Consider the following 17,192-nt stretch of genomic DNA (forward strand, 5'->3'; position numbering starts at 1 on the left):
AGGCAGCCCGGGGTGCCGCCGAACGGGTGACCCGGCCCCACCTCGCGGCCCGGGTGCCCCGCGACGCTCCCGAGACGCCCCGCCCGAGCGCCCGGCACCGCCCCACAGCACTCCCCGCACCACCCCACCCGAGCCTCTCGGCCGCCCGCAGCCGGCCCGGGGCCGCGACCGGTCGCCCGGGAGGGCGGCCCGGTGCTAGAACTGGGGACATGATCGGACGTCCCCGCCGGTCCTGGCTGACGGCAGTGCTGCCGTCCGACCGCCCGCGAACGCCCGGCCGGCTTGAGCGCCCCGGGTGGCGCGGGCGTCTGCGGTCCCTGCTCGACGTGCACAGCCTGGCCACCCAGGTGTTCCTGCTGCAGGCCCTGGTGATCCTCCTGCTGGTGGTCGCCGCGACCGTCGCCCTGGCCCTGCAGGCGCGCCACGACAGCTACGACGACGCCCGCAGCCGCTCCCTCGCCGCCGCCGAGGCGTTCGCATACGCCCCGGGCACGGCAGCGGCCCTCGAATCCCCCGATCCCGGGGCCGCCCTGCAGCCCACGGCCGACATGGCCCAGCGGGGCGCCGGGGTGGACTTCATCTCCGTGCTGAGCAAGGACGGCGTCCGGTACACCGATCCCGACCCGCAGCTGATCGGCCGGCGGGTGGCGGGGGACATCTCGAGGGCGGCGGCCGGCGAGGCGTTCACCGAGACCTTCGAGGGCGACCCGCAGGACGCGGTCCGGGCCGTCGTCCCGGTGCCGGACAGCAGCGGGCGGGTCGTCGGCCTGGTCGCCGCCGGCATCCAGGTCGAGAACGTCGGCGAGCTGCTGCACATGCAGCTGCCGATCGTGCTGGGCTCGGCCGTGGGCGCCCTGCTGCTGGCCACCGGCGGGGCGGCCCTGGTCAGCCGACGGCTGCGGCGCCAGACCCATGGACTCGGACCCGCCGAGATGACCCGGATGTACGAGCACCATGACGCCGTCCTCCACGCGGTGCGCGAGGGTGTGCTGATCATCGGCGGGGACGGTCGACTGCTGCTCGCCAACGACGAGGCCCGGCGCCTGCTCGACCTCCCGGCCGACGCCGACCGCCGGCCGGTGACCGAGCTGGGCCTCGGCCCGGGCATCACCGGCCTGCTGGTTTCGGGCACGGAGGTCTCCGACGAGGTGTTCCTGTCCGGGGACCGGCTGCTCGCCGTCAACACCCGGCCCACGGCACCGTACGGCGGTGTGACGGGCCTGGTCGCAAGCCTCCGCGACACCACCGAGCTGCGTGCCCTGTCAGGCCGGGCGGAGGTGGCCAGGGAGCGGCTGACGCTGCTGTACGAGGCCGGGGTGCGGATCGGCACCACCCTGGACGTGCGCCGTACCGCTCGGGAGCTGGCCGATGTGGCCGTACCCCGCTTCGCGGACTTCGTCACCGTGGAACTGCTCGACCCGGTACTGCGCGGCGACGAGCCCTCCGGCCTCGGCACCATGCGGCGCACGGCGCTCAGCGGCATCGCCGGCGACCATCCGCTGCAGCCGGTCGGGGACGCCGTCCGGACCAACGTCAGGCCGATGAGCACGGCGCTGGCGAGAGGCCGGGCGCTGCTCGAACCCGACCTCGCCGCATCGGCGACCTGGGGCGGCGAGGACCCGGAAGGGCGGCGGCGGGCGCTCGAGTACGGCATCCGGTCGCTGATCACGGTCCCACTGCAGGCGCGGGGCGCCGTTCTCGGGCTGGTCAACTACTGGCGGGCGGGCGGCACACCGCGGTTCGACGAGGACGACACCTCGTTCGCCGAGGAGCTCGCAGCACGCGCTGCCGTGGCCATCGACAACGCCCGGCGGTACACCCGCGAACACGCGATGGCCGTGACGCTGCAGCGGAGTCTGCTGCCGCGGGACCTCCCGGAACAGGATGCGCTGGAGGTGGCCTGGCGGTACCTGCCGGCGCGGGCCGGCGTCGGCGGCGACTGGTTCGACGTCATCCCGCTGCCGGGGTTCCGGGTCGCCCTGGTCGTCGGGGACGTGGTGGGGCACGGGATGCATGCCGCGGCCACGATGGGGCGGCTGCGCACGGCCGTGCTGAACTTCTCGTCCCTGGACATGCCGCCCGCCGATCTGGTGGCCCGCCTGGACGACCTGGTGCTGCGCATCGACGCGGACCAGCCCCCGGGAACCGACGGCGAGCGGGCGCCGGTGACGGGTGCGACCTGTCTGTACGCGATCTACGACCCGGTGGGCGGGCACTGCACCCTCGCCCATGCCGGCCATCCGGCACCGGCGATCGTCGATCCCGGGGGCCGGGTGGTCTTCCCCGAGCTGCCCGTGTCACCCCCGCTCGGCGTGGGAGGGCACCCGTTCGACGAGACCGGGCTGGACCTCGCGGAGGGCAGCCGGCTCGTCCTGTTCACGGACGGTCTGATCGAGGACCGCTCCCGGGACATCGACGAGGGGCTGGCCGGACTCCGCGACGCTCTGGCGCGGTCCGGACAGACGCCCGAGGAGACCTGCTCGGCCGTGACGGACGCGCTGCTGCCCGGCCAGCCGAGCGATGACATCGCCCTGCTGGTCGCCCGCACACGGCTCCTCGACCGGGCCGGTACCGCGGAGTGGGACGTGCCGCTCGACCTCTCGGCCGTGTCCCGCGTGCGCGCCGAGGCGGGCCGGCGCATCTCCGAGTGGGGCCTGGCGGACTCCGTCTTCGTCGCCGAACTCGTCCTCGGCGAGCTGCTCACCAACGCCATGCGGTACGGGGCGGAGCCGGTGCACGTGCGGCTGCTGCTCGGCCGGACGCTGGTCGTCGAGGTATCCGACGGCAGCAGCACCTCTCCGCATCTGCGACGTGCCGCCGCGACCGACGAGGGCGGCCGGGGGCTGTTCCTGGTGGCCCAGTTCTCACAGCGCTGGGGAACGCGCTACGTCGGCGCGGGGAAGATCATCTGGGCGGAGCTTGCGCTGGGCGCAGGACCGCCGGGGGAAGCGGTGATGGCGCCCGGCGAGGAGGCGGTGACCTGAACGGGGTCCGTCGGCCTCCGGGGAACGGGCCGGGCGGCCGGCCCCCTCGAACGCCCGCCGGCGCGTGGGCCGGCGGGCCGGCCGCTGCCGGCCCGGGGCTTCGGCGGAAGGCCGGGTGTGAGCGGCGCCCGCCGAAGTGGCGGGCGCCGCTCACGAGGCCCGGCGCCCTGTGGGGCCGCCTTCAGGGCTGGATCACGGGCCTTGCCTCGACGCCGGACGCCGGCTGCTGGTGCCCGCCGCTGGCGATCATCCGCACCTCACCGCGGTCACTGATCTCCGCCTGGACGATTCCGGTGTCGTCGGCGTAGATCGGGTGTCCGCCCGGCCCCTTGCGGTCGGTGGGGTGGACGACCACCGCGTCCTCGCCCTCGGCCGCCGAGGCGGCACCGCCTGCGAAGACCAGTTCGAAACCCTCGTCGCGACCCATGTGGCCTCCTCTGCGATACGCCGCACTTCGCGTCCGGCTGCAGCATCGAATGGCCATTATGCGACTTTTATCCGCTTTGCTCATCACCAGGCCGGATCGCCCACCGAAGGACCCCACCCCCACCCCCACCCGCCGTGAAGCCGCACCCGCCCTGGGGCGCCGGCCCGTCCGCGGCGATTCCGGGCGGGCCGCCGAAAGCCCGCACCCGGCCGCGCCGGGCGAATCCTGCCGCGCCGGGCGAATCCGGCACACCCGCACGAGGTGACGGGACCGCACCCGGAGGCACCCATATACCCCGGGGGGTACTCATGCTACGGTGAATTAATACCCCAGGGGGTAATTTCCGTCCGAAGGGAGTCTCCGCGTGTTCTTCGTCGACACCATCGAGCTGGAAGGGCTCGGCAACCGCAGCTATCTGGCAGGCGGTGGACTGACGGCGGTGGCCGTCGACCCACCGCGCGACATCGACCGGGTACTCGGCGCGGCCGCCCGGCGAGGTGTGCGGATCTCCCATGTGGCGGAGACCCATGTCCACAACGACTACGTCAGCGGCGGCCTGGAGCTGGCCCGGATCACGGGGGCCGCGTATCTGGTACCGGCGGGTGCGCGCGTCTCCTTCGCGCGCATCGCGGTGTCCGACGGCGACGCGGTCGGAATCGACGCCGGAATCACGCTGCGGGCGATGGCCACGCCCGGTCACACACCGCACCACACCTCCTATGTGCTGCACGACGGGGACCGGCCGGTGGCCGCGTTCACCGGCGGCTCCCTCCTCATCGGCACGGTCGGCCGACCGGACCTGGTCGAGCCGCGGCTGACCGAGCGGCTGGCCAGGGCGCAGCACGCCTCGGCGCACCGCCTGGCCGCCGAACTGCCGGACGCCACCGCGGTACTGCCCACACACGGCTTCGGCAGCTTCTGCTCCTCGGCGCAGACCGGGGCGGGCGCGACCACCATCGGCCGGGAGAAGGCCGGCAACCCGGCGCTCGGCGTCGACGTGGACGCCTTCGTCGCGGACCTGCTGGCGGGCCTGGACGACAGACCCGCGTACTACACCCACATGGGCCCGGCCAACACAGCCGGCCCCGCGCCGGTGGACCTGACCCCACCCGCCGTCGCCGGCGCCGAGGAGATCGCCGCGCGCCTCGCGGCCGGAGAGTGGGTCGTGGACCTGCGCAACCGGGTGGCATTCGCCGAAGGGCATGTGGCCGGGTCCTTCAACTTCGAGGCCGGCGGCAAGCTCGCCACCCATCTCGCCTGGATGGTCCCGTGGGGCAAGCCGGTGACCCTGCTCGCCGAGTCGGCGGAGCAACTGGCCGGCGCCCAGCGCGAACTGGTCAGGGTCGGCATCGACCGCCCGGCCGCCGCGGCCACCGGAGGTCCCGGCCGGTGGATACGGGACGGTGAGGCCGCCGCCTCGTTCCCCCGCTCCACCTTCGCCGGGCTCGCCGGGCGGGACGGCGGGCGGGATCGCGGGCGCGTGGTGATCCTCGACGTACGCCGTGACTCCGAGCGTGCCGGCGGCTGGATCGAGGGCTCCGTGCACATCCCCGTCCACGAACTGCACGGCCGCCTCGGCGAGGTCCCCGGCGGAACGGTGTGGGTGCACTGCGCGGGCGGCATGCGGGCGGCCATCGCCGCCTCGCTGCTGGATGCCGCCGGCCGGGACGTGGTCGCCGTGGACGACGGCTTCGACGCCGCCCGCGCGGCCGGACTGCCCCTGGCCTCCGGCTGACTCCCGGATCCGCCCCCGAACCGAGGAAGGAACGCGATGCCCCTCTTCCGACCGCATCCACCACGCGTCACGGTCGACACGGCCCTCCGGCGAACCAGCGGTGACCGGCCCGGCGCCGTACTGCTGGACGTCCGCGAGCAGCCCGAGTGGGACGACGGCCACGCCCCCGACGCCGTGCACCTCCCGCTGTCGCGGCTGCTCGCCGGAAGGGCCCTGCCGCCCGGAGCGGCCGGCCGGACCCTGCTGGTGATCTGCCGCAGCGGGCGGAGGTCCCGGGAAGCGGCGGAGGTCCTCGCCCGACGCGGAGCGCGGGCGGCGGACGTCGAGGGTGGCATGATCGCGTGGGCCGCCGCCGGGCACCCGGTCGTCGGCGAGCGCGGGAACGGCGGCCGCACGGCGTGACCCCGCTCGTCCTCGCTCTCGCCGCCGGAGCCGTCGTCGGCCTCTCGCTCGGGGCCCTCGGTGGTGGCGGCGGCGTCCTCGCCGTACCGGCACTGGTCTACCTGCTCGGATTCACTCCGGCGGCGGCCACCACGGCCGCCCTGGTCATCGTCGCCGTCACCGCGGCCACCGCCCTCTATGCGCATGCTCGCGACGGAGATCTGGCGTGGCGGACCGGGGCGCTGTTCGCCTCGGCGGGTGTCGCTCCCGCCTTCCTCGCCGGAGCCGCGGCCGAACGGCTGCCCGCGGCGGTCCTGACCGGGGCGTTCGCGGCCGTCGCCACCCTCGCGGCCCTGCGGATGCTCCGGCCCTCCACGGCCGCGGCACCGGCCCGGATCCGTCCCGGCGGGGTGGCCGCGGCCGGGGCCGGGCTGGGGGCCGTGACCGGGCTGCTGGGAGTGGGCGGGGGATTCCTCGCCGTCCCGGCGCTGGTGAACGCGGTGGGGCTGCGGATGCGGCAGGCGGTGGGCACCAGTCTGCTCGTCATCACCGTCAACTCCCTCGTCGCGCTCACCGCGCGCACGGGGACCGGCGGGGATCTGCGCTGGGAGCTGGTCGCGCCCTTCGCCGGGGCCGCGACCCTCGGCGCATGGGACGGCAAGCGGCTCGCCGCGAGGCTCTCCGGCGCCCGGCTGCGGAAGATTTTCGCCGTCCTTCTGCTGGCGGTGGCCGCGTTCATGTTCGCCGATGTGATCGTCTGAACGAACCGGCTGCCCGCGGAGCCGGTCAGGCCAGGGACAGGAAGAGCTTCTCGAGCCGGCTCCGCATCTCGTCGCGGTCCTCCACGGAGCCTCGGCCGTCCTCGATGCCGGTCAGGCACTGCTGAAGCCCGGTCGCGATGATCGCGAAGCCGGCCCGGTCCAGCGCACGGGACGCGGCGGCCAGCTGGGTGACCACCTCCTCGCAGTCCCGGCCCTCCTCGATCATCCGGATCACTCCGGAGATCTGGCCCTGCGCCCGGCGCAGCCGGTTGAGGACCGCCTTCAGTTCGGCTCCCGCCAGATCAAGCTCCACCGCAACTCCTCAAGAAATACCCCCAGGGGTAATATAGAGCCCCTGGGGGGAACCGTCGACACCCAAGGATGACACCCGCCATGACCCCACCCACCGCCCTCGCCGTGGACGAGGCCCGCGCCCGCCTGCACGAGTTGACCGTCATCGACGTACGCACACCCGGCGAGTTCGCGGGAGGCCACCTGCCCGGCGCCCTCAACGTCCCCCTCGACCGGATCCGGCGTGCGCTCCCCGACATCCGGCACGCCGCCGCGAGGAGCGATGTGCTGGTCGTCTGCGCGTCCGGCGCCCGGTCGGGGAACGCCTGCAGGATCCTCGCCGAGAACGGTGTCGCCGCCGCCACGCTCCTGGGAGGGACGGCGTCCTGGGCAGCCGGCGGCAACGGGCTGAGCCGCCCCGAGGGGACCGCAGGCGCCACCTGGGGCATGGAGCGACAGGTCCGCTTCACCGCCGGCACCGTCGTCCTGCTCGGGCTCCTGCTCGGGCTCCTCGTCCACCCCGCCTTCCAGCTCGTGTCCGCCGCGATCGCCGCCGGGCTGGTCCTCTCCGCCCTGACCGGCACCTGCGGCATGGCGGCGGTGCTGGCCAGACTGCCCCACAACCGGCCCCGTGCCGCCGACCTCGACGCCGCACTGGAGGTGCTGCGCGGCCGCTGACCACCCACCGGGAAGGCCCGGGGCGGACGCGCGCCCCGCCCGCGCCCCGCCCAGGTCTTCGGCGGAGGCTCCGGCTGCTGCCGGCACTCGCACGGCGCCCCCTTCGCGGGGCGGGACGGGGGCGAGCACCGCGACCGGGACCCCTGGCCCGCGGGCCGAGCAGCCAGGTCAGTGGGGGAGGCACCCCGTCGGACCGGGGCGCGCTCGCCCCCGTGCCTGCCCGCGCCTCAGCTCCCCGGACGGGAGGCGCCCCCGGTCAGATCCAGACGTATGTCCCCCACGCCCTCGACCGCGCGCACGGCCCTGGCCAGCACGGGAACCAGACCATTGTCCCTTCCTCAGGCCTCCATGGAGCGTGAACCGCGGGCGCCCGGGTCTCCCGGTCCGGCTCAGGTGCCGGACGCGGCCGGGTCTCCCGCCGAACCGGCCCCCGGCCGTCCGGCTGCGCGGGTGCGGGGCGTCATGGGCCAGGGGCCTGCGCGCGCCCGGTCATCCGCGGAACCAGGCATGTGTGGCGAGTTCGGGGCGCACACCGCGCCTCACCCGGGCGAGGACGACCGCGGTGGACATCAGGCCGACATGGCTGATCGCCTGGGGGAAGTTGCCGAGGAAGGAACCGTCGGACGGGTCTATCTGCTCGGGCAGCAGCCCGAGCGGGCTCGCGTAGGAGCACAGCTGCTCGAAGAGTTCCGCGGCCTCGTCGACCCGCCCCTGCCCCACCAGGTTGTCCGCCATCCAGAAGCTGCACAGGAGGAAGGCTCCCTCCGGCTCGTCCAGGCCGTCAGGAGAGACCTCCGGGAGGTAGCGGTAGAGCAGGCCGCCTCCGGCGCCGAGGGTCTCCGCGACGGCACGCGCGGTGGCGGCCATCTTGGGGTGGTCGGCCGCCACCACTCTTCTGAGCGGGAGGGCGAGCAGGGAGGCGTCCAGTCCGCCACCGCCCAGATGCTCGGTGAGAGCTCCCGCCTCATCGTCCCAGGCCTGCTCCAGGACCCGGTCGGCGAGACTCCGGGCGTCCCGCCGCCACCCCTCGACATCGCCGGGCAGACCGAGCTGCCGGGCCAGGCGTGCCGCGCGGTCGAGAGCGACCTGGCACATCGCGGCGGAGTAGGTGAAGGGTCTCCCCGGAGTACGGACCTCCCAGATTCCCTGGTCGGGCCGGCTCCATTCGGTACGGGCGCGTTCGGCGAGCAGGGCGAGGTGCTCCCACCGGTTCGGGTCGAGGCGGCCGCCCGTCGCCGCCCACTGGAACGCGCAGTCGAGCAGCTCGCCGTACACGTCGTGCTGCACCTGCCGGGCAGCGGCGTTGCCCCACCGCACCGGAGCGGACCTGCGGTAGCCCTCCAGATACGGATCCTCCACCTCATCGGGCGGCGGCAGCCCGTCGATGTCGTAGAGGACCAGGGGATGCGTGCTGCGGCTCGCCGCGTTCAGCGCCCAGTTCAGGAAGCCCCTGGCCTCCATGGGCAGTCCGATGCGCCGGAGCGCGAAGACCGCGTAGGCGGTGTCCCTGATCCAGGCGTACCGGTAGTCCCAGTTCCGGGTTCCTTGCAGGTGCTCGGGAAGGGAGGAGGTCGCGGCGGCGATGATCGCTCCGTTCTCCATGTGGTCCAGGAGTTTGAGGGTGATCGCCGACCGCCGCACCAGGCCGGGCTGAGGCACGTCCGTCACCACATGGGAGGCCCATCGGCGCCAGACCCGGGCCGTGGCCTCCAGCTGTTCGCGGGCTCGGGACACCGGGTCACCGGTGGGCCGTCTGCCGTTCCACACCAGGGAGACGACCAGCTCGTCGCCCGCCTGGAGCAGGACCGTGCCCGAGGGACCCGGCAGGGGCCGGGAGGCGTGGAACCATGCGGTGGGAACCCGGTCCGGGCCCCGGAGGACCCATCCGTCGCCGCTCGGATCGACGGCGTTGCCGGGCCCGGGCCGAAGCTCCCAGCGCAGGTCGACGACGCCCTGGGTGACGCGCACCCGGCGCAGCAGTTCCCCCCGGCCGGCACGCGCATCGTCCTCGATCCTGGCTCCGGGCTCGAGCAGGAAGGCATCGGTCAGTTCGACGGCGCCTTCGGGCCCGCACATCTCCGTGACGAGGACGGCCGTGTCGGGCAGGTATCTCTGCCTGCTCGCCCTCAGCGGCGCCGGAGCCAGCAGCAGTGCGCCGCCCCGGCGGTGGTCCAGGAGGGAGCCGAAGAGCGGAGGCGAGTCGAAACGCGGCACGCACATAAAGCTCACCGCGCCGTCCCGGCCGACCAGCGCACACGTGCGGCCGTCGCCGACGAGGCCGTGATCGGCGATGGGGAGGTAGCCCTGGGTGCGTTCCACCGGGCGCCAATTCTCCATGAAGAGGACATACCCACAATCGGCCTCGCCGCCCCGGCGGTCCGCCAGGGCGTTCCCTCCCGGCCGTTCAAACGGAGAGGGCGGAGAGGGCGGGGCCGGCGAGGCAGGGCTCGCGAGGCGACGGACGGCAGGCCGAGCACGAAGGGACCGGGCAGCACCGGGCAGCACCGGGCAAGGCCGGGCAATGACGGGCAAGGCTGCGGGCCGAGTACCGGCGAGCGAAGGGCGGCAGGGAAGACGGCGGAACCGCTCCGGGCCCCGCCCTTCACCGCACGCCGCACCCCGCACGCCGCACGCGTCCAAGGGGACGGAGGACGGGGCGGTGCGGGCCGCCGGCGGCGGAACCTGCCGGTCCGCCGGCACACCGCCCGCCCCGGAGACGACCCCTGCGCGTTCCGGACGGGTTCCTCCGCCACGGTCTTTCGGACAGACGGGCGGCGGCACTGGTCGGGGCCTCCTCCCGGATCTCCGGACAAGCCGCAGGTCACGGCCCAGCGGCCGGCGTCCGATCTTCGACCCACCAAAGACGCACCAAAGGGGCATGCGCTTGCCCGTGGCGGATACGGGCTGCGAGCATCCCAGCGCGCGCTGCGGCGGCCGGAGCACGGGCCAGACTCCGGTCGGCCCCCACCCGCTGGTTCTTGCCCGTCGGATGACAACACAGGAGTGCTTTCCCATGCTGCGCTCGAAACTCCGGTCCCTGTTCGTCGGCGCCGGCTCGGCCCTCGCCATGGTGGGTGTCGCCCTCGCCCCCACCACGGCATCCGCCGCACCGGCGCTCCCCTCGCACAGCGCCGCGAGCGCGCCCGATGCCGCGGTGGCGTCGTCCGCCGCCGGGTTCTGGTCGTGCACCATCCCGGCCGGTTACACGTACACCAACACGCAGAACACACTGAACTGCTCCACCAGCGGCGGCTTCCGCACCATGTACTACGTGCAGCCCCCGGCGGACGGCCTGTGGGCCTGCACCACCATGCCGGGCTACACCTACAGCAACACGCAGAACACACTGAACTGCTCCACCAGCGGCGGCTTCCGCACCATGTACTACCTGCGCGCGCCCCAGACGGGCCTGTGGGCCTGCACGGTCCCGTCCGGCTACACCTACACCAACACGCAGAACACACTGAACTGCTCCACCAGCGGCGGCTTCCGCACCATGTACTACCTCAAGGCCCTGTGACGGCCCGTTCCACGGCGCAGTGACGTCAGGCTCCGCGCGCTGTTCCGGGCCGCGCGCGGAGCGGGGAGCCGCCGGGAGCGGTGCGGGAGCCCGGTGGGCGTCGGATCGGCGGCGGCCTCCCGCATCGTCAGGCCCCGGGCTCCCTCGGCAGCCCCCGCCCGCACCGCCGGGAGCGGTGCGGGCGGTGCCCGATCTCCCGCTCGCCCTTGCACGCCCTTCCGGTCGACGGCGCCCCGACCATGACGCGGGCAGCCTGCTCCCGGGCACGGAACGCGACGGGCTGAACGGCTGCACGGCTGCACCACCTGGCGGGCACGGAGCCCGCCGCGGTTCCGGGCATGCGCCGCGGTTCCCCCGAGGCCGGCCGCGCGGGATGCTTTCCGGGCCGGGAACCTGCAGCACGCGGCGGAGAGCACCGGCACCCGACCAGGGGCTGCAGCCTGCCGGCGGTTCCGCGCCCGGCCTTGCCGAGCGCCCGGGCGGCAGGCTGCAGACCCGGCCGTCCGCGATGCCACGCCACCGCCCGGGCCCGCTCCGGCGGAACGCGTCCCGGGGGCTCCGCCCCACCTCCGCACGGACGCCCTGCCGCGCGGCGGCAGCGTGCATACGGATCAGACGGCCTTCTCGGCGTACACGTGAGATCATCGACAGAGCGGCAGGGGGAGAGCCCCTGGCGAGCGAGTCCGGGGGCTGCACGGGGCTCACCGCTCGGCGCAGCAGCTCCCGACGGCCTCTCCCGCCGGGCACAGCGGCGTCACCGGCCGGCGGCCGGGGCAGGCCCGGGGGGCGGGAGACGGACTCTGCCGCGAACGGCCGGTGCCGGACGCGAGCCCGGCCATCAGCCGCCGAGCCGACGGCGAAGACGCGGACCGCGGCACCGCCGCTACGCGGCGGGCCCGTGATCCATGAGCCGGGAGGTGCTTTCCATGGATTGGTGGATCTGGCTGATCATCGCGCTCGCCGTGCTGGCCGCGGTGGCGTCCTCGGTGGTCGCCTTGCAGGCACGGCGCCGCAGCGGCAGTGTCATCGTCGCCGGCCGCAGGTCCCAGGCAGGCAGGAAGGGCGGACGGACATGAGCACCTATCTGCGCGCGCGGGAGATCAGCCAGGAGCCGGTGGTCACGCTCGCGGGCGAGGACGTCGCCCGGGTCAAGGACGTGGTCTTCGACCCGATGCGCGGCTCCATCACCTGCTTCACGCTCAGCGGCCGGGGACTGCTCGCCGGCCCGCTCAAACGCGCGCTGCTGTGGAAGAAGGTCCATGCCCTCGGCCCGGACGCGGTGATGATCCGGGACGAGAGTTCGCTGGAGGAGGACGACGAGGCGGCGAGGGAGCGGATCGAGGCGCCGGGCGGCGGCAGCGTCATCGGCGCCCGGGTGATGACCGAGGAGGGAACCGCCCTGGGCACGGTCAACGACGTGATCATCGAGACCTCGGGGACTCCCAAGGTGATCGGGTACGAGGTCGGCCCCGCCACGCGCACCGACCGGACGGTCTTCCTGCCGGTGATCAAACCGAAGTCCGTCTCGGGGGAGATGATGGTCGTACCGGCGGCCACGGCCGATTTCACGGCCGGGGATCCCGCCGGCCTCCCCGCCGCTGCCGAGGGCCTGCGGCGACGACTCGAGCAGGAGGCATGATGCTGTTCAGCACCGCTCAGGGGCGCACCGTGATCGCCCTGTCGACCGCGGAACGGCTCGGGACCATCGCCGCCTGCACGCTCGCGCCTTCGCCCGCGCATATCTCGTCCCTCCACCTCAGGACCCGCGGACGCCACGGCCACATCATGCTGTGGAAGAACGTCCAGTCCTTCGGCGAGGATGCCGTGACGATCCGTTCGGCGGAGGGGCTGAAACCCGAGAAGGAACTGGAGTCCACCGAGGAAGCGCACAAGAGTCACGACCCGCTCGGCAAGCGCGTCCTCACGGAGTCAGGCGAGAGCATGGGCATCGTCGAGGACATCGACTTCGACGAGAAGGACGGCAGCCTCCGGGCGCTCCTCACCACGGAAGGGAAGGTACCGGGCGACCGGCTCATGGGGGTCGGCAGCTACGCCGTCGTCGTCCAGCGCCCCGAGTGAGCCGGGCGGTGGGCGCGCCACCACGCTCCCACCGCCGCCCGCACCCGGCCTGCCTGACGCGGCACCCTGGGCGGGGGACGGTTCGCGGCAGGGACCGGACTTCCACCGGGTCCCATGGACCCACCCTCTGGTGCCGCCGTGCCGCCGTGCCCCCGCGGTGACGGGGCGGCGGCAGACGGGACGGGGGGCGCGCACCCGCGGTGTCGTCGCATGCTCGATGCCGGCCACGAAGCGACGACAGTGCGCGGGACGGGCGCTCTCCTCACGAAGGGGAGTTCCCGCCGTCCGGTCGCCGGCCCCTCCCCTCTCGCGAATCGCTCTCCTCCCGCGACGCCATCCCTTCCCGCGGATCCCCACCATGCTGTGCGTCCCGCTGCGCGGAAGGCGCCTCGTCCCCGGGCTCACCGCGGGCAGGAGGGCGCCGCAGACTCAGCGCGACGGACACCGCCAGCACCACCGCGATCACGGCCAGGTTCACGGACGACGGGATCTCGGGGATACCGGTGCTGATCAGTTCGTGGGACGCCTGGAGGATCAGCTTCACGGCGATGAAGGAGAGGATCAGCGCGAGGCCCGTGCCAAGGTAGTGGAACCGGTCCAGCAACCCGGCGAGCAGGAAGTACAGGGCGCGCAGGCCGAGGATGGCGAAAGCGTTGCTGGTGTAGACGATGAAGGCGTCATCGCTGATCGCGAGGACGGCGGGGACGCTGTCCACGGCGAAGACGAGGTCGGCCGCCTCGATCGCGACGACGACCGCGAGGAGCGGGGTGGCGACCCGCCGTCCGCCCTCCCTGACGGTGAACCTCATCCCCGCGTACTCGTCGCTCACCGGCATGAACCTGCGCAGCATGCGTACGGCGATGCTCTGGCCCGGGTCGAAGCTGTCCTCCTCCTTGAGGATCTTGTAGGTGCTGTAGAAGAGGACCGCGGCGAAGGCGTACAGCACCCCGGTGAAACGGCTGACCACTGCCACGCCGGCGGTGAGGAAGAGTCCTCGGAACACCAGGGCGCCGATGACACCGAGGAACAGCACCCGGTGCTGGTAGGCACGGGGCACCTTGAAATAGGCGAAGATCAGGGCGAAGACGAAGAGGTTGTCGACCGAAAGGCTCTTCTCCAGCAGCCAGGCGGTCGTGTACTCCACGCTGGGCGTCGTGCCCAAGACCAGGAAGACGACCCCGCCGAAGAGCAGGGCGAGACCGACCCACACGCCGCTCCACACGGCGGCTTCCCTGAACCCGATGACATGAGCCTCGCGGTGCGCCAGCAGGTCGACGGCCAGCGACACCACCACCGTGACGGCGAACGCCGCCCACAGCCAGATCGGTACGTCCAGCACGAAGGCCCCCTCGCACGGGCGGGGGTTGATGTGTGTCCTCGTGAAGAGTCTGACGCAGGGGCCCTGGCTTGTCGTGCGCGCGGCGTTGCCCCCGGCGGCTCAGGCGGTCCCGTCTCCGCGCAGCGTGCGGCGCTGGGCGAGTCGGTCGATGTCCCCCGCGGTGATGACGCCCACGAGTCTCCCGCCGTCCACCACCAGGATCGGCAGGCCGGCGCTCCGGGGCCGGATGTCCCTGACGACTTTCTCCAGCAGGTCATCCGGTGCGCACGTGGTGCACAGGGACAACGGGACGGCCACGTCGCGCAGGCGGAGCGTGTCCCGTCGGGCCGCCGGGATCGCGGAGAGTCCGGGCAGTTGGAGGAGGCCACTGGGACGGCCCTCGAAGTCCAGCAGCGGTACGGCCGCGTGGCGGCCGTGTGCGGAGAGACCGGAAGGGCCGGAAGGGCCGGAAGGGTCATCGAAGTAGCGCTGCACGGTGATCCAGTCGGGGGCCGTCTCGACAGGCCCGGCCATGATGTCCGAGGCGCGTACGCCTCCGAGGGCCGTGGTCAGGGAAGCCTGCCGCCGCTCGGCATTGGCGACGACGACGACGAAGAACCCGAGCACGGCCAGCCACAGCCCGCTCCACGAACCGCGCAGCACGGCCAGCCACCCGACGGCGATCAGCAGGATGCCGAGGATCTGCCCGCCCCGTCCCGCCGCCCGCTCGGCACGCTCCCGGTCTCCGGTGCGCCACCACATCAGGGCCTGCACCACCCGGCCGCCGTCGAGCGGTGCCGCCGGCAGGAGGTTGAACACGGCGACGAGCAGGTTGACCCAGCCGAGCCACAGCAGCACGGCGGTGGGGACCGCCCAGCCCGGTCCCGCGGCCAGACCCATCCCGGCACCGAGTGCCGCTCCCCCGACGGCCAGGCTGGTGAGGGGCCCGCTGACCGCGACGAGGAAGGCCGCTCCCGGGGCTGACGGCCGGTCCATCCGGGTCACGCCGCCGAGCGCCCACAGGGTGACGTCGTGGACCGGGATGCCTTTGCGCCGTGCGGTGAGCGCGTGTGCGGTCTCATGGGCCAGCAGGCTGAGCAGGAGCAGCATGGCGCCGGCGAGTCCGGCGACGGTATAGGCGGTCGCGGAGCGTCCCGGGGTCCAGGCGGGGAGCGTCTGGCTGCCCAGGCTGTACCCGAAGAGGACGATCAGCAGGGGCACCGTCCAGTGGACGCTGAGTGGCACCCCGAAGACGCGTCCGATCCGGAGTGAGTTGTTCATGGCCGCCTCCTGCCCGCCCGGGAGGGGTCGGGTCGCGACCGGACGGGTGGGCAGGCGTCTGCAGCGGTGCGCCGGCGGCGCCCGCGAAGCGGTGCTCCCGGCGCGTGGCGGGGCTCGCTCTGGGTCGGCACTCCAGCACCGGGTCCCCTCGGGGTCCCCGGGTCGGGATCGGCCCTGTCCGGACTGCCGCTGAGCAGCGCGGTGAGGAAGAGGCCGAGGACCGCTGTGACGGCGATCAAAGCGAGAGCGGTGATCTTGCGGTTGCGCCGCTTCTCGGTGTCCGCGGGGCCGGTTCCCGGGTCCGGCTCCCTCACGTCGGCGGACTGCGCCCACGGCTCCTCGGTGAACTGCCGGTTGAGGGCGTCCATGGTGGCCGCCAGACCGGGGTCGTCCCGGGCGAGGCGCCGTTCGAGGTGCGCGAGGATGCGTCCGTCGTCCCTACCGGAGTTCATGCGACACCCCCCGGGAGGTGGCGGACGAGCTCGGGGGCGGACCGGGTCCGGGGCAAGGCATGGCATCCCCTCGCACAGGGTTGTCCACTGGCTCTACTCACGGGCTACCCGTGCGCCCGTGCCCGACCCGCGGTGCCCGTGGGGTGGGGAAGGCGGTCTCAGCCACCCGTTCTTGCCGAACCACGGCAAGAACCACGGCAAGAACGGGCAGGGAGGCGGTCTCCGGTCAGGCCGCGTTGCCCTGCGCCGACGGGCTCGGGGCCGGCCGGATACAGGCACGCACATCGCCCGGGCTCCCCGCGCCCAACGGCCGGTGCGCCCGGCGCACACCGTGTGGTACGGCCTCGTACCGCGGCGGGCGGCCGGCCGCCCGGGAGCGATGACCGTCCGTACGTTCGCCGGTGGCGCGCCCGCGCGGCACCCGCGCCGCTGCCGCCGGCGCCCGTGTGGTCGAGGTTCCGGAGCCGCTGACCCCCGTCCGGCGGCTCCGGAACCCCCGGCCGCCCACGGGGCGGCCGGCTTTCGGCGGCGCCGCTGGGTGCGGCGGGCCAAGGCGGTGGGGCGGGCCCCATGCGGTCGCGGGCTCCACCCTGCGCAGGTGGCGGGCCGCGCCCGCACTCGACCGGGGCATCGGCGGGTTCCGAGCCCGCCGGTGCCGGTGGGGGGCCGCGCCCTCCCGCCCGGGCTTCGACGGCCCCGCAGCCCGCCGGGTGCCGCACACGGGCGGTGCGGACCGGGCACCTCGCCCTGCCGACCTCTGCAACTCGGACCCGCCTCCCTTCCCGCCTCCCTTCCCGGCACCCGCACCCGCACCCGCACCCGCACCCGCACCCGCACGGACGAACTCCGGTGTACGGGCTTGGCTTCCCCGGCTTCCTTTCACGGCACCAGTGAACGGAACCTCTTGCCACCGGCACACGGCTGTTGCCCGTGCCCGGCAGCGAGGATCGCCCTTCGCCTGCGCCGGTCAGACTGTGACAGGCCGAGCACGCTTCCGGCATTGCCGGATCCCGGCAATCTTTATGTGCCATTGATTCCTATGCCCGCTCATGGCACCTGCCCATGAGGTCGTACTCCCGCCACGGGGCAGCCGGCCCACCCGCCGCAGCAGCGGGACCGCCGCGCCAGGGCCGGCCACCGACCTGCCGCACCGCCGCGGGATCACCCCGGCGAACGGGCCCGCCACTCCTCCTCGTACGGGATCCCGCCCGAGCGCGCACCGCCGCAGACGACGTGCCGCGGCGCCACCACGGCGACGGGCCGTGAGGACCGGACGACCGGCACG

The 17,192-nt window shown here is 73.8% G+C and carries 15 protein-coding genes; 9 read left to right on the forward strand and 6 right to left on the reverse strand.

Translation table 11 applies throughout. The annotated features are described in order from the left end of the window. Positions 1-209 precede the first annotated feature (209 nt). Complete coding sequence (locus SCWH03_RS03700; protein ID WP_254076538.1) at positions 210-2,984, forward strand: SpoIIE family protein phosphatase; 2,775 nt, start codon at positions 210-212, stop codon at positions 2,982-2,984. A 181-nt stretch (positions 2,985-3,165) separates the two neighbouring features. On the opposite strand, the gene SCWH03_RS03705 is transcribed toward SCWH03_RS03700, so the two are convergent. After that, the gene (locus tag SCWH03_RS03705) at positions 3,166-3,411 is read right to left on the reverse strand and encodes a DUF6296 family protein (protein WP_173261723.1); all 246 of its coding nucleotides are present in this window, start codon (positions 3,409-3,411) and stop codon (positions 3,166-3,168) included. Positions 3,412-3,775: 364 nt separating this feature from the next. Between SCWH03_RS03705 and SCWH03_RS03710 the strand changes: the two genes are divergently transcribed. Genes SCWH03_RS03710 through SCWH03_RS03720 form a run of 3 tightly spaced genes read left to right on the forward strand, consistent with a single transcriptional unit; the run spans position 3,776 to position 6,288 of the window. Continuing rightward, positions 3,776-5,146 carry an MBL fold metallo-hydrolase gene (locus SCWH03_RS03710; protein ID WP_173261726.1) on the forward strand — a complete coding sequence of 457 codons (1,371 nt, stop codon included), beginning with the start codon at positions 3,776-3,778 and terminating at the stop codon, positions 5,144-5,146. Between the two features lie 36 nt (positions 5,147-5,182). After that, the gene (locus tag SCWH03_RS03715; protein WP_173261729.1) at positions 5,183-5,548 is read left to right on the forward strand and encodes a rhodanese-like domain-containing protein; all 366 of its coding nucleotides are present in this window, start codon (positions 5,183-5,185) and stop codon (positions 5,546-5,548) included. Further along, positions 5,545-6,288, forward strand: coding sequence for a sulfite exporter TauE/SafE family protein (locus tag SCWH03_RS03720; RefSeq protein ID WP_173261732.1), 744 nt, complete (start codon positions 5,545-5,547; stop codon positions 6,286-6,288). The genes SCWH03_RS03715 and SCWH03_RS03720 overlap by 4 nt, the downstream gene beginning before the upstream one ends. Positions 6,289-6,313: 25 nt before the next feature. Here the strand turns inward: SCWH03_RS03720 and SCWH03_RS03725 are convergent, their stop codons facing one another. Beyond that, positions 6,314-6,601, reverse strand: a complete 288-nt coding sequence (locus SCWH03_RS03725; protein ID WP_173261735.1) for a metal-sensitive transcriptional regulator — start codon at positions 6,599-6,601, stop codon at positions 6,314-6,316. 80 nt (positions 6,602-6,681) lie between these two features. Here SCWH03_RS03725 and SCWH03_RS03730 point away from each other — a divergent pair, with 80 nt between their 5' ends. Next, complete coding sequence (locus tag SCWH03_RS03730; RefSeq protein ID WP_173261738.1) at positions 6,682-7,257, forward strand: rhodanese-like domain-containing protein; 576 nt, start codon at positions 6,682-6,684, stop codon at positions 7,255-7,257. Positions 7,258-7,746: 489 nt separating this feature from the next. Here SCWH03_RS03730 and SCWH03_RS03735 read toward each other — a convergent pair whose 3' ends face one another. Continuing rightward, positions 7,747-9,594 carry a glycoside hydrolase family 15 protein gene (locus tag SCWH03_RS03735; RefSeq protein WP_173261741.1) on the reverse strand — a complete coding sequence of 616 codons (1,848 nt, stop codon included), beginning with the start codon at positions 9,592-9,594 and terminating at the stop codon, positions 7,747-7,749. A gap of 676 nt (positions 9,595-10,270) precedes the next feature. Here SCWH03_RS03735 and SCWH03_RS03740 point away from each other — a divergent pair. From SCWH03_RS03740 to SCWH03_RS03755, 4 genes are all read left to right on the forward strand, one after another. Then, entirely contained in the window at positions 10,271-10,777 is a 507-nt protein-coding gene (locus SCWH03_RS03740; RefSeq protein ID WP_173261744.1) for a hypothetical protein, read from the forward strand. Between the two features lie 926 nt (positions 10,778-11,703). Then, the gene (locus tag SCWH03_RS03745) at positions 11,704-11,853 is read left to right on the forward strand and encodes a hypothetical protein (protein ID WP_173261747.1); all 150 of its coding nucleotides are present in this window, start codon (positions 11,704-11,706) and stop codon (positions 11,851-11,853) included. After that, positions 11,850-12,416 (forward strand): PRC-barrel domain-containing protein, encoded by a 567-nt coding sequence (locus tag SCWH03_RS03750; RefSeq protein WP_173261750.1) that lies wholly within the window; start codon positions 11,850-11,852, stop codon positions 12,414-12,416. The genes SCWH03_RS03745 and SCWH03_RS03750 overlap by 4 nt, the downstream gene beginning before the upstream one ends. Then, positions 12,413-12,856, forward strand: coding sequence for a PRC-barrel domain-containing protein (locus SCWH03_RS03755; protein WP_254076539.1), 444 nt, complete (start codon positions 12,413-12,415; stop codon positions 12,854-12,856). The genes SCWH03_RS03750 and SCWH03_RS03755 overlap by 4 nt, the downstream gene beginning before the upstream one ends. 262 nt (positions 12,857-13,118) lie before the next feature. Here SCWH03_RS03755 and SCWH03_RS03760 read toward each other — a convergent pair whose 3' ends face one another. From SCWH03_RS03760 to SCWH03_RS03770, 3 genes are all read right to left on the reverse strand, one after another. Beyond that, positions 13,119-14,195, reverse strand: a complete 1,077-nt coding sequence (locus SCWH03_RS03760) for a TerC family protein (protein ID WP_254076540.1) — start codon at positions 14,193-14,195, stop codon at positions 13,119-13,121. A gap of 99 nt (positions 14,196-14,294) precedes the next feature. After that, positions 14,295-15,455: a site-2 protease family protein gene (locus SCWH03_RS03765; RefSeq protein WP_173261753.1), complete on the reverse strand. Its 1,161-nt coding sequence runs from the start codon at positions 15,453-15,455 to the stop codon at positions 14,295-14,297. Then, positions 15,452-15,907 (reverse strand): DUF3040 domain-containing protein, encoded by a 456-nt coding sequence (locus SCWH03_RS03770; RefSeq protein WP_173261756.1) that lies wholly within the window; start codon positions 15,905-15,907, stop codon positions 15,452-15,454. The genes SCWH03_RS03765 and SCWH03_RS03770 overlap by 4 nt, the downstream gene beginning before the upstream one ends. Positions 15,908-17,192: the final 1,285 nt, after the last annotated feature.

It is taken from the genome of Streptomyces pacificus (genome assembly GCF_011766325.1).
Taxonomy (GTDB): Bacteria; Actinomycetota; Actinomycetes; order Streptomycetales; family Streptomycetaceae; genus Streptomyces; species Streptomyces pacificus.